11 protein-coding genes are annotated in these 12,098 nt (G+C 43.4%); 8 read left to right on the top strand and 3 right to left on the bottom strand.

All coding sequences use genetic code 11. The features are described 5' to 3' along the window. Positions 1-153: 153 nt before the first annotated feature. The 8 genes from JMW39_RS01595 to gspK all read left to right on the top strand — a co-directional run bounded on the left by JMW39_RS01595 (position 154) and on the right by gspK (position 8,240). Positions 154-1,041, top strand: coding sequence for an SAM-dependent methyltransferase (locus JMW39_RS01595; protein ID WP_201543171.1), 888 nt, complete (start codon positions 154-156; stop codon positions 1,039-1,041). 63 nt (positions 1,042-1,104) lie between these two features. Beyond that, positions 1,105-2,892: a GspE/PulE family protein gene (locus tag JMW39_RS01590; protein ID WP_201543170.1), complete on the top strand. Its 1,788-nt coding sequence runs from the start codon at positions 1,105-1,107 to the stop codon at positions 2,890-2,892. Positions 2,893-3,106: 214 nt separating this feature from the next. Continuing rightward, positions 3,107-3,895 carry a TatD family hydrolase gene (locus JMW39_RS01585; RefSeq protein WP_201543169.1) on the top strand — a complete coding sequence of 263 codons (789 nt, stop codon included), beginning with the start codon at positions 3,107-3,109 and terminating at the stop codon, positions 3,893-3,895. A gap of 232 nt (positions 3,896-4,127) precedes the next feature. Beyond that, positions 4,128-4,811, top strand: a complete 684-nt coding sequence (locus tag JMW39_RS01580; protein ID WP_201543168.1) for a TetR/AcrR family transcriptional regulator — start codon at positions 4,128-4,130, stop codon at positions 4,809-4,811. 211 nt (positions 4,812-5,022) lie between these two features. Further along, positions 5,023-5,730, top strand: a complete 708-nt coding sequence (locus JMW39_RS01575; RefSeq protein ID WP_201543167.1) for a prepilin-type N-terminal cleavage/methylation domain-containing protein — start codon at positions 5,023-5,025, stop codon at positions 5,728-5,730. 3 nt (positions 5,731-5,733) lie between these two features. Next, positions 5,734-6,213 (top strand): type II secretion system minor pseudopilin GspI, encoded by a 480-nt coding sequence (gene gspI / locus JMW39_RS01570; RefSeq protein ID WP_201543166.1) that lies wholly within the window; start codon positions 5,734-5,736, stop codon positions 6,211-6,213. Then, entirely contained in the window at positions 6,210-7,103 is an 894-nt protein-coding gene (gspJ, locus tag JMW39_RS01565; RefSeq protein WP_201543165.1) for a type II secretion system minor pseudopilin GspJ, read from the top strand. Before gspI ends, gspJ begins: the two co-directional genes overlap by 4 nt. Positions 7,104-7,115: 12 nt before the next feature. Next, on the top strand, positions 7,116-8,240 hold the full coding sequence (gene gspK, locus JMW39_RS01560) for a type II secretion system minor pseudopilin GspK (protein WP_227679127.1): 1,125 nt from the start codon (positions 7,116-7,118) through the stop codon (positions 8,238-8,240). 47 nt (positions 8,241-8,287) lie between these two features. Here the strand turns inward: gspK and JMW39_RS01555 are convergent, their stop codons facing one another. From JMW39_RS01555 to ychF, 3 genes are all read right to left on the bottom strand, one after another. Continuing rightward, a complete protein-coding gene (locus JMW39_RS01555; RefSeq protein ID WP_201543164.1) occupies positions 8,288-8,968 on the bottom strand; it encodes a TetR family transcriptional regulator in 681 nt (226 codons plus the stop codon). A 178-nt stretch (positions 8,969-9,146) separates the two neighbouring features. Then, positions 9,147-10,583 carry a deoxyguanosinetriphosphate triphosphohydrolase gene (locus JMW39_RS01550; RefSeq protein ID WP_201543163.1) on the bottom strand — a complete coding sequence of 479 codons (1,437 nt, stop codon included), beginning with the start codon at positions 10,581-10,583 and terminating at the stop codon, positions 9,147-9,149. Between the two features lie 169 nt (positions 10,584-10,752). After that, complete coding sequence (gene ychF, locus JMW39_RS01545; protein WP_201543162.1) at positions 10,753-11,844, bottom strand: redox-regulated ATPase YchF; 1,092 nt, start codon at positions 11,842-11,844, stop codon at positions 10,753-10,755. Between the last annotated feature and the right edge of the window lie 254 nt (positions 11,845-12,098).

Genomic DNA, 12,098 nt, shown 5'->3' with positions numbered 1-12,098 from the left:
ATAAATTTCTCGCTCATCATAACAAACTTTAAAGTAAAAATCCGTCTGGCTGCCTGTCTGTAGCATGATAAAATGGAATATCGTTAGCGAATAATTTTCTATGATTGGCGCGTGCCATTTATTATCAGCCATTTATTTTTTGGGATTGGATTTATGACTTGTCAGACTACGGCACATTTAAGCCATCATATTTCGCCTATTATTGGCTACCACCGTGCACCGCTGTCGCAAAAATTTGGCGCCCCAAGGCAGCCAAATTTGGTGGCGCTTACCAGTGTGATTGAGATGCTCACGCCGTATGATACGCCAGCCGCATTTATCGGATTGGAAGATTTTAGCCACATTTGGGTCAGTTGGCAGTTTCATCATAACTATCTATATAAAGACAAGTTATATAAAGACAAGCAGACCAGTTTAGATAACCATAATCAGCAAGAGAAAGTCGATAGCGCTTTTCGCCCGCAAGTTCGCCCGCCACGCTTGGGTGGCAATCAAAAAATCGGCGTGTTTGCCAGTCGCAGTATGTATCGTCCATCCGCGCTTGGATTGTCTGTGGTAAAAATTGAACGCATTGAGATTGTAGAAGGGCGAGTGTTACTTATCATTAGCGGTGCTGATATGATAGATGGTACACCAATCATCGATATCAAGCCTTATGTGGCTTATAGTGATGCGCTACTTGAAGCAAAAAGTGGCTTTGCGCCCGCTGCGCCGCATCTGTTAGATGCGGTAATCACTGAATTTGCCTATAAGCAATTTTTACAAATTATAGATAAGCAACATATTTATAATAAAATAGAAAATACTCAAAATGAAAAACTAACGGTCGAAGCGGTTATTTATAAAACGCAGAAACAGCTGCTTATAGATGATCTCGATAATATCAAAGCATTAATTGCACAAGACCCGCGTCCTGCTTATCGTCGCAGCGATATAAATACGTCATTTGTCATGCGCTATAAGTCTGTTGATGTCAGCTTTCAATTGCTGGAATCAGGTGAATTACAAATAACGAATATTGTCATAATAGAATTAAAGTAAATATCAGAGTTATAGTAAATATCGCCGCCGACCAAATGCTCTAAACCATAGAAGAAGACAACTATGCCTGCTCAAAAATATTCGATAGTGATTGATTTACGTTGGTGCCTAGATGAATTGTTGGCAGACAGGGTGATTGATCAGCGGGGCTATAATCTCGTCATTACCAGCCGCCGTAATAAGGCGCAGCATCCGCTCTTGACGATTAGTGAGTTTGGGCTACCAAATGGTCATGCGCTTGATAGTAATTCTGAGAATAAATTAACGCTGGCGTGGCTCAATCAATGGTTGGCTGCCAAAGCAGATATGCCGCTAGTTCGTATTGATCCGTTAAAGGTCGATGTACCGGCAGTGACGCGACTAATGTCGTTTGAGTATGCGCGATCGCAGCATATTTTACCGATTGAAGTGACACTTGATGAGGTGGTTATTGGTACCGATCAACCGTTTTATACCGATTGGCATGGCAATATTGAAAAGCTCATAAAGTCAAAAAGCTATCGTACGGTCTTTATTAATCCTGAGCAAATCAATCGCTATCGGCAAGAGTTTTATCAAGTCACGCAAGCGATTGCAGGGGCAAACTCCTTACATAAGCGCGCCGCCGCGGACGTCACCAACGTCGAAGCTTTGCTGCAGCTAGGCGATAATGCCAATCCCGATGCCAATGACCAACATATTGTCAAAGTGGTCGATTGGCTGTTGCAATATGCCTTTGAGCAGCGTGCTAGTGATATTCATCTAGAGCCACGCCGCGAGACAGGCAAGGTGCGCTTTCGTATTGATGGAGTGCTGCATAGTGTGTATGAGATGCCGCTCGCTATTATAGTGGCGGTGACCGCACGTATTAAAATACTAGGGCGGCTGAATGTGGCAGAAAAACGCAAACCACAAGATGGACGTTTAAAGACGCGGACACCAAAAGGGTTAGAGACGGAACTGCGCCTCTCTACCATGCCGACCGCTTTTGGTGAAAAGCTTGTGATGCGGGTATTTGACCCAGAAGTACTGGTGCGCTCATTTGCACAGCTTGGCTTATCGGGTAAGCAGTTGGAAACTTGGCATGAGCTGACCGCGCATCCAAATGGCATTATATTGGTCACTGGTCCGACGGGTTCGGGTAAAACCACCACTTTATATAGTACCCTTAAGCAGCTCGCCACTGAGCAGGTCAACGTTTGTACTATTGAAGACCCGATTGAAATGATTGAGCCAGCCTTTAATCAAATGCAGGTCAATCCAGGCGTTGATTTGCATTTCGCCGACGGTATTCGCTCTTTGATGCGTCAAGATCCAGATATCATTATGGTTGGTGAGATTCGTGATGCTGAGACCGCAAATATGGCAGTACAAGCATCCTTGACTGGGCATTTGGTGCTCTCAACGCTACATACCAACGACGCACCAAGCTCTATCACTCGTCTGCACGATTTGGGTATTCAGCCGTTTTTAACCTCAGCAACGATATTGGGCGTCATGGCGCAGCGCTTATTACGGATATTATGCCCGCATTGTAAGCAAGCAGTTGATGTGGAAGCAGATAGTGAAATAGCTATTCAATGGCAAGAATTGGTACAGCCTTGGCGCGCCCCAGTGCCAGCACAAGTTTATAAGGCGCAGGGCTGCGAGCACTGTCGCCATACGGGTTATCAAGGTCGCGTTGGGCTATACGAGATTATGCCATTATCGAATGAGCTAAAGAAACTGGTCGCAGCCGATGCTAATTTAGATGTGCTTAAGCAGCAAGCCTACCGTGAAGGCGTACAGCCACTGCGTTTATCAGGAGCAAAGCGTATTAGCGAAGGCGTAACCACCATAGAAGAAGTAATGCGCGTGGTGCCATTAAATTGATAACTGCATTGATAACTGCCCTCTAAATGTAAGCTCTTTAAAAAGGTATTCTTTAAAAAAATACTCTGATAATAAAAAGATTTAAAAATACTTATAAAGGTGTTTTTAAACACGACTTGAAAAGCATGCTTATCAGAACAATTAATACTATTACGATTACTAAATTCTTATTCTAAAAAATTCCATTTATTGATTTTTATTAACGAGATTGTTTATGTTTACTGATAGCCATTGCCATCTTAACCGTTTGGATTTAACCAAGTATGATGGTCAATTGTCCGGCGCAATTGCTGCGATGAAAGAAGCCAATGTCACCCGTGCAATGGCCATTATGTGTGATTTCGCTGAATATGATGAGATTGCCAATATTGTCAGTACTTATAATGACGAGACGCTACATCTTGGTATGAGTGTCGGTATTCATCCTTGTGAAGACATCGGCGTATTGCAGTCAGCGACGGTCGAGCGCCTGATAAAAACGGCTGATGCTGAGCATGTGTGGGCGATAGGGGAAACCGGGCTGGATTATTATTGGTCGACAGAAAACAAAAAAGAGCAACAAGCCAGCCTTGTGCGTCATATTCATGCCAGCCAAAGTTTGAAGAAACCCCTAGTCGTGCATATGCGTGACGCCAAAGAAGATACGCTTGATATCCTAAAAGCAGAAAGCGCTGCACACGGTATTATTCATTGCTTTACTGAAGATTGGGAAACCGCAAAACGGGCTTTGGACTTAGGGTTTTATATTTCATTCTCAGGGATTGTTAGCTTTAAAAGTGCGCAAATGATTCAAGATGCAGCAAAAAATATGCCCAAAGATAGAATACTTATCGAAACTGATAGCCCGTATTTAGCGCCTGTCCCTAAACGTGGTCGACCAAATGAGCCAGCATACGTGCCATACGTGGCAAGTTATCTTGCTGAGATGTATGGCTGTAGTGGCGAGGAAGTCGGCGCACTGACTGCAAAAAACTTTGAAAATTTACTGGCACAGTATCACTAAAATGGTTATGCTATGACTAATCAGTCATTTATTAACTAGTCTTGGGGTTTGGTGTTTGAATTATTTTTAAGACTAAACCTAACTGCATGATTATTAATGACTATTTAGCAAACATAAGCATATTTCCTTTGATGGTATTGGCGTAGCTGTTATACAGTTAATTCGCGCGCTGCCAATATACTGATATAAGGGACGGTCATATGCATGATATTGTCAGTTTTTAGGAGAAATTATGAGTCGTCAGCACCAGTTCAAGGTACGAGAAGAGAATATCTTAGCGATGGCAGAGCAATTGCTACTTGAGTCAGGCGATGGTGATATCACTTTGGACAGTTTGGCGGACCAGCTTGATTTGGCTAAAGGCACCTTATATAAGCATTTCTCCAGTAAAGATGAGCTCTACCTGCGTATTATTATCCGTTATGAAGAGCAGTTATTTGAGATTAATCGTATTGATGACTGTCCGTCGGCAGGCGTCGCGCGGATGATTTTTCAGCAGTTATTTAATCCACAAAAAGCCATGCTGCTTAACCAAATCGAAGAGCGTTTGGCAGCATCAGTCACGGGTCTGAACCGTTTATTCGGCGAGCTTTATGATATTCGCCGTCAGCGTATGAAGCGTTTGATTGATATTATCAGCGCGTATTTACAAGAGCAGCATAGTAGCTTAAGTACGCGTGATTATTTGTCCTCAATTTGGGCAATGGGTCAAGGCGGCGCGGGATTATTAAACTCAAGTTTTTATCAGCGCTACTTAGGTCGCCGTGATACTTTGCGTTATGCCTTTGTTCAGCAAATGCTTGAGTTACCAAGCCATTATCCAGCTATTGATGACGAGGTGATGGATGAAGATATGCAAGAATTGGTAGAGCAAATAGAGACTGAGTCAGAAGAGCACCGTAATACCAATTACTAGCTTGTTATTATATTTTGAACATAAGCCGCTATTCTTTTATAAAAATCCGTGTTGTTATATTCTGTATGGCAGCACGTTAAATTTATCTTCTAAAATCTGTACAGATTTATTTTTTTAATCAGTCATATCTATCGTTTTATCTACACCATACTTATACCACCCAATTCAGTGTTATTTCTAATCAAATGACGCCATTCTAGATGACTTCTGTATGTCAAAACCGACTTCCTCGATTTTCTCAATAGCAGCTCCTAACGTACGCAGTCGCATCGGGCAAGCGGGATTTACCCTTGTTGAAATCGTGGTAGTGGTGGTCATTTTATCTATATTTGCTGGCATGATGAGCTTATCAGTTGGTAGCAGTGAATCACGTAAAAACCGTGCTTTTTATGAGCATTTAACGGATTCATTGAGCTATGTAAGGCTTTTATCGGCTGAGCGCATGCAACCTATGGGTCTAAGTTTACAAGCCAATAAGCAAGGTCAAGTCACGCCTGTCATTGTCACTCTATCTAATCCTTATGTTGCTTATCAAACTCAGGCTTCCACCTCTTCTAGTGGAGACAGAACACCTAAGAACGCCATGGAGTTGTCAGCAAATTTGAAAAGTATGTCAGCTGCCGCTTCAGATAAAGAACCTATACCAAGCTGGAATATTGAGCCAGAAGTTAGCCTGCCTACCTTACCTAATGGCGTGAGTTTAAGCGTCCAAAGCCTAGATGCAGGTAACCGGTCAAACGCAGGACAAACGCAAGCGCTGCAGCCGTGGTTCACCGACCAAAACGTACCACAAGTGCTATGGTTCGGCACAGGGCAAGCAACGCCAGTGACGATTGAAGTGCGTCATAATTCACGTTTGGTAGGCGAGGTCATTACGATTATGCCTGATGGCAGTATGTCGATAGGACAAGGGCTGTAGCTAATGATAGATAACGATAAAGCCAAACCTACCTACATAAACCCAAAGCCCGTTATATCAAAGCATGAGGGCGGATTTACCCTAATTGAGGTCATGGTTGCCTTAGCGATTCTAGCCGTCGTTGCCGTCGCTGCTAGTCGTGCGAGTAGTGCGTATTTAAGCTCAGTCGATGTATTGCGCACACGCACACTGGCGCAGTTCGTGGCACAAAACGCCGCAGCAGATTTGCGTATTCAAGATACGTGGCTTACGGCTAACAAAACCCAAACTATCAATGCTCAAGGTCGCGATTGGCAAGTGACGATGACCGCCACAGATTCCATCACACCCGCATTAAAACAGGTGAATATTACTGTTGCTCCCATTATAGATGGACAGACACGCAGCGCGGTGACGGATATCAACGTGATACTAAGTAACGCTGAGCAAGAGGTTGGTAGTTTGGATTTGAGTTCATTAAACCCTAATGGAGGTAATCCATGAAATCAAATCATGGATTCACCTTGCTTGAGCTGATGGTGGCGATGGCGATATTTGCCATGCTGGCGGTTGCAGGTTGGCAGGTATTTGATGGCGTTACCCGTGCTCGTGAACGTGCGCAATTTCATGCTGATAATTTAGCAGTTTTGCAATATGCCTATTTGCAATTACAACAAGACATGAATCAAATGATTCCCTATCAGGCAGTGGATACGCAAGGTGCTAATTCCTTAATTAATAATACCGGAAACGATAATACTAATAATAGCAATCAAGAAAACGCACTAGCGCCTGAACCCTTTATGAGTCTAGACGGCGCACGTATCAGCTTTGTTCGTTTTGCCGACCCTGACCCACGTTATCAAAGCAGCGCTAGTGTGCGGCATATCGAATACATTTTTGCTGATGAACGCTTAATTCGCCGTCAATATACCAGTCTTGGCAGTGACAGCATAAGCTTAGATAGTGTATTGCTTGAAGGTGTGACGGCTGGGCGCTGGCAAGCTTATTTACCTGAAGTAAGCGCCAAATTTCCCAATAAAGACAGCAGCAATAATAACAATGCAGCATCAGGGCAGTTGGCGAATTCAGACAATAAAACGTCTGAGATTATGCTGTTACCAAAAGGGATTGCGCTTAACTTTACTTATCAGGATATGCCGATTACTTGGCAATGGGCACTTACTCCGCAGCCAATACCAAATGTCAGTACAAATACCAGTAATAAAAATATTCCTAACAATCCTAATGCTAATAACCCTAATGGCAATGATAGTAATAGCGGTAACAACAATAACGGCAACAGTAATGGCGGCACTAATAACGAAGCTGATGGCAATATAGCAGATAATAATTCAGGCAGCAGTAATGAAAATGCCCCATTTGGTCAATGATAGAGGCTATTTATGCTAAGTAAGCTAGCAATGAAGCCAGTTGCACCCATGAATGCCAACTCCCAACGTGGAGTTGCACTACTGACTATCTTATTATTGGTAGTCAGTATTACTGTGGTTGCAGGGGCGATGCTTGCCAGTCAAAAGATTGCCATTAGGCGCAGCGGCTTATTGTTTGATCAAAACCAACTCTTACAAGATATCAATGCAGGTCAACACTTGGCTGTCACTCTCATTCGTGCTGATGCTAAATTAAATGACACTGATAGCATGCAGGATATTTGGGCGCAGCCAATACCGCCTTATACGTTAGGCGGACATAGCATTGGCATCGAATTACGCGATGAGGGCAGTCGTTTTAATATTAATAATTTATATCACAATGGCGCCGTTGATACTGCTGCCTTGGCAGTCTTTCAAAGGTTGCTTACACAGCTAAATTTAGAACCTGATATCGCCATTGCTGTCCTTGATTATCAAGATGCCGATAGCGAGGTCTATCAAGATGGCGGTGATGAAAGTGTGGTTTATGCTCAGCAGTCTAATCGCGGCGCGGATAAAAATCTACCCAATCAAGCATTGCTTAGTATTGATCAATTAGCCGAGGTGAAGGGCGTTAATACGGAAGTATTAGCGGCACTACGTCCCTATATCACCGCGGTGCCGTATTATTTACCCATTAATATTAATACCGCCAGTCCCGTCTTGCTGGCCGCTTTGGCAGAGGGTGCGAGCAGTCAGCAAATGCAGAGCGTTATTGAGTTGCGAGCAAAACAAGCATTTAGCTCTATTGATGATGTCTGGCAGTTGCCGATATTAAGTAGTGTAAAAGAAGAGCAGCGCAAAGCGTTAACACCATTATTAGCGGTTGATAGCCAAGCCTTTATGGCGCTTATTACCGCAAGTGATAATGCGACTGTTGATGAGGCAAGACAACGCTTTGCGACTATTATTATTAGCAAAACGGCCGCTGATAGTGAAAAAGCAAATAGCCGTAATAATAACAGTAATGAAAATAGTAATAATGCTAATAACGCTGATGGTAATGCTAAAAACACTCAAGATACTGATAATAAAAAGCCCAAAGAGGTACGCGTGGTAACGCAACGACTTTGGGCATTTCGACCAAGTTTTTGATGGTTATAGATAACCACTATTAAACCACTCTTAAAAATTAAGCCTAATTAATCACTTAAACGGGTTTCTTCGGTAGACTTCCAGTTGTAAGCACCATAAAACAGCATCTGTGCTTGCCGAGTACAGTTATGCAGCATCAACTGCTTTTTCTTTTCTATCTCAGCCAAATCGACCTCATCATCGTGGTCTTCGGTATAGGTCAGCTCTAGCCAGTCAATAATCCAAGAAAAGAACATATTGACCCCAGCTTCAGCCAGCAGCCGACGGTCATAAGTATTGATATGGTTAAAGGCAGGCTGGAGGGCTAAATCCTCTGCTAGGCTTTGTCCGTGCTTTTTAATCAGCTCGTTGATGGCTTTACGTACCGCTTCTGAGCCGCCATAGCGTTCACTCACTAAAAATTGCCAGTAGCAAGGCTGCTCGCTGACCATATATAAAAACATCTGAATACTTTTAGCAATTTGACGCTCAAAACTGCGTTTGCGCCCAATTTGCAAGTTTTCACTTAAGGTTGCAAGCGTTCCGCCCAACTCTTCGATAACCAAGGCGCGACCAAGCGATTCCATATCATCAAAATGGCGATAAAACGCCGTCGGCACCACACCAACCTCGCGCGTGACTTGTCTGAGACTGATTGAGCTAAAAGACTGTCCTGTCATACATAAATCGAGCACCGCATTGAAAAAAGCGTGCCGAGTTTGAAGTTTCTTTTGTTCGCGACTACTCATAATATTTCAAAATTACCTGATAGATGTCTATCATACTCATTTCATTGTGAAAATACGAATAAAATAGATGATTATCGTTGATGGTTTTCTTAAACTGAGGTTTGGCTCGGTTTTAAATTGCTTCTAGACTGAGTTTTAAAGCTATTAATTTAAAACCTATTGATTTAAAACTTACTGCTTAGACAATGGTGCCCCAATGTCCTTGTAGCTCTTGCGCCAATCGATACGCTTCATGGTCATTCATACCAGTGATAAAGTCTAAGACATTAAGCATATTATCATATGTGTTATCAGCTAGGACACGACGATGCTCATCAAGATGCGGCTGTAGTAATTTTAGCAAACGCTGCTGCTCAAAGGACATTTGAGTCATCGAAGTGCTGGTCTCATTTACCCAAGCCAATGGCATAAAAGCATCGAGCAGGCGCTGAAGACATTGATTGGCCATCAGCTCCATCCGTACTTTGCTTGGGTGGTTGAATATCTTTTCACGCGCCAATTGCTTAGCTTGGTTGATGCCGCTTTGTACGGTTGCATCACAATGGGTAAATAGGCTGCCATGTAGCGTCCCTGCCAGCAAAGCGTCCCTGTTGGCTACAAAGGCATCGGTGACTGCATTGACCAAACGCATCATTGCCCGTGCTCGCAGCGATGCCAAATGCTGCCTAACTGACACTTGCGTTGGTAGATTGAGATGATTAGGGTGCTCGCCAATCAACTCATAAAAAATAGCTGCTACCTCCGTATAGGTTAGCATATTCAAATTGATACCATCCTCTAAGTCTATCAACGCATAGCAGATATCGTCTGCCGCTTCTAATAAATAAGCCAGTGGATGACGAGCAAAGCCATCGTGCTGCTCGGAGCGCGGGAGATGTAAACGTGCTGCTAGCTCTTCTAATTGCGCCGCCTCACTATAAAAGCAGCCAAATTTTTGCATGCTAGTGGTGGGACCGCCTTGATAAATAGAGCTGTCTTGATAAACACCATTGCTATGGGTCGCAAGCCAAGGGTATTTCATAAACGCGCCCAAAGTGGCACAGGTTAGGCGCATACCACCCATATCAGGATGATGCTCATTGCGGGCAAGGATGCGAAATCCCTGCGCATTACCTTCATAAGCGAGCAAGTCTAACTGCTCATTACTGTTTAGATTTTGCAAAACTTTTTGACGGTCAGGATGCATAAACCAGTCACGAATGGCGTACTCTCCGGCATGACCAAACGGCGGGTTGCCGATATCATGCGCAAGGCATGCGGCTTGGACAATGACGCCGACATCAGCGGGCGCGACACCATTTGGTAAACCGCCATCTAATTTATCATGCAGCTTTTCTGACGCCATGATGCCCAAAGAGCGCCCAATACAAGAAACTTCTAGCGAATGCGTTAAGCGGGTATGAATGCCTAGCTGATTGGTCAGGGGATGGACTTGGGTTTTTTGATTCAACTGACGAAAGGAGTGTGAAAACACCAGCCTGTCGTAATCTTTATGAAAGGAGGAACGTGCGCTGTCTTGCGCAGGGGCTTTTTTATTACTACCTAAACGTTGGGCGCTAAATAGCTTTGCCCAATGGTCACTGGGATTAAGTACTTGATTAACAGAAGCAGTCATAGTTTATAGTCCATTATTTTTATCATTTTATTTTATTGTTGCTTTGGTGGGGTTAGTTATCCCAATGCTCTTCCTTTATTATAATAAAAAAAGCCAGCAACGAGGCTGGCTTTTGGTTGTTCTCTACTAAGACTGTGTAAACACGCAATACGCTAGTTAATGTAAAAAGTTAAACGTTAAAGCGGAAATGCATCACGTCGCCATCTTGCACGATATAGGTTTTGCCTTCTAAGCGTGATTTACCAGCTGCTGCAGCGCCTTTTTCACCGTTGTATTCGATAAAGTCATCATAAGCAATCACTTCAGCGCGGATAAAACCACGTTCAAAGTCGGTATGAATCACACCAGCGGCTTCAGGAGCGGTTGCGCCAACAGCGACTGTCCAAGCGCGAACTTCTTTAACGCCTGCAGTGAAGTAAGTTTGCATATCAAGCAAATCATAACCACCGCGAATCACTTGGTCAAGGCCCGCTTCTTCCATATCCATTTCAGCTAGGAAATCTTTTTTGTCATCTTCATCAAGCTGAGCAATTTCAGATTCGATTTGGTTACATAAGGCAATGACAATAGAGTCTTCGCCAGTGGCATAGTTACGGACTGCATCTAAATATGGATTATTTTCAAAACCGTCTTCAGCAACGTTAGCGATATACATGGTTGGTTTTAGGGTAATAAGACCATAACTTCTGATGAGTTTTTGTTCGTCTTTGTCTAGATTGGCACCGCGAGCGGCCTGACCTTCCGCTAATAATGGCTCGATTTTTTTGAAAATATCAAGCATGGCGCTCGCGTCTTTATCACCGCCTTTGGCTTTTTTGCTTAAGTTGTGGATAGCGCGCTCAACGGCTTCCAAATCGGCCAAGGCCAATTCGGTATTGATGGTTTCGATATCATCAATAGGGCTGACACGACCGTCAACGTGGACGACATTGTCATCATCAAAGCAGCGTACCACGTGGGCGATCGCATCGGTCTCACGGATATTGGCTAAGAATTGGTTACCCATACCTTCGCCTTTTGAGGCACCAGCAACCAAACCTGCGATATCAACAAACTCCATGGTCGTTGGTAATACGCGCTCAGGCTTGACGATATCAGCCAGTTTTTTCAGGCGTGGATCTGGCACAGGTACGATACCTGTATTGGGATCTTTGGTACAAAAGGGAAAGTTTTCAGCGGCGATACCCGCTTTGGTCAAGGCGTTAAACAGGGTGGATTTACCCACGTTTGGTAGACCGACAATGCCGCAATTAAAACCCATAACATGCTCTCATTATATTAATAAAATCAGCCTGTATAAGACTTGGTGATTAGTCATTATAAAGCTTAGTAAAATAGTAACTCAAAATTGGGCGTATTGTAGCAAATTTCAGTCAAAATGGGTGAGGTTGTTGCGCTTACTGTTTCAATTTTTATAGTCAATAACAATACTTAATATCATCATTTAATATCAATCCTCGTTATCAACGAAGCTCAGAGCTTTGCCTATTATGATAAGCTATTAACTATAAATGA

The organism is Psychrobacter immobilis (genome assembly GCF_904846175.1).
GTDB lineage: Bacteria > Pseudomonadota > Gammaproteobacteria > Pseudomonadales > Moraxellaceae > Psychrobacter > Psychrobacter immobilis_E.
Note: the sequence above shows the minus strand (reverse complement) of the source record. Positions and strands in the feature narration are given on the sequence as shown.

Bases quoted from the DNA above. Each gene is read 5' to 3' on its own strand.
- JMW39_RS01585 (WP_201543169.1), top strand. From the start codon at position 3,107: ATGTTTACTGATAGCCATTGCCATCTTAACCGTTTGGATTTAACCAAG.
- gspJ (WP_201543165.1), top strand. From the start codon at position 6,210: ATGAAATCAAATCATGGATTCACCTTGCTTGAGCTGATGGTGGCGATG.
- JMW39_RS01580 (WP_201543168.1), top strand. From the start codon at position 4,128: ATGAGTCGTCAGCACCAGTTCAAGGTACGAGAAGAGAATATCTTAGCG.
- JMW39_RS01555 (WP_201543164.1), bottom strand. From the start codon at position 8,968: ATGAGTAGTCGCGAACAAAAGAAACTTCAAACTCGGCACGCTTTTTTC.
- JMW39_RS01575 (WP_201543167.1), top strand. From the start codon at position 5,023: ATGTCAAAACCGACTTCCTCGATTTTCTCAATAGCAGCTCCTAACGTA.
- JMW39_RS01550 (WP_201543163.1), bottom strand. From the start codon at position 10,583: ATGACTGCTTCTGTTAATCAAGTACTTAATCCCAGTGACCATTGGGCA.
- JMW39_RS01590 (WP_201543170.1), top strand. From the start codon at position 1,105: ATGCCTGCTCAAAAATATTCGATAGTGATTGATTTACGTTGGTGCCTA.
- gspI (WP_201543166.1), top strand. From the start codon at position 5,734: ATGATAGATAACGATAAAGCCAAACCTACCTACATAAACCCAAAGCCC.
- JMW39_RS01595 (WP_201543171.1), top strand. From the start codon at position 154: ATGACTTGTCAGACTACGGCACATTTAAGCCATCATATTTCGCCTATT.
- ychF (WP_201543162.1), bottom strand. From the start codon at position 11,844: ATGGGTTTTAATTGCGGCATTGTCGGTCTACCAAACGTGGGTAAATCC.
- gspK (WP_227679127.1), top strand. From the start codon at position 7,116: ATGCTAAGTAAGCTAGCAATGAAGCCAGTTGCACCCATGAATGCCAAC.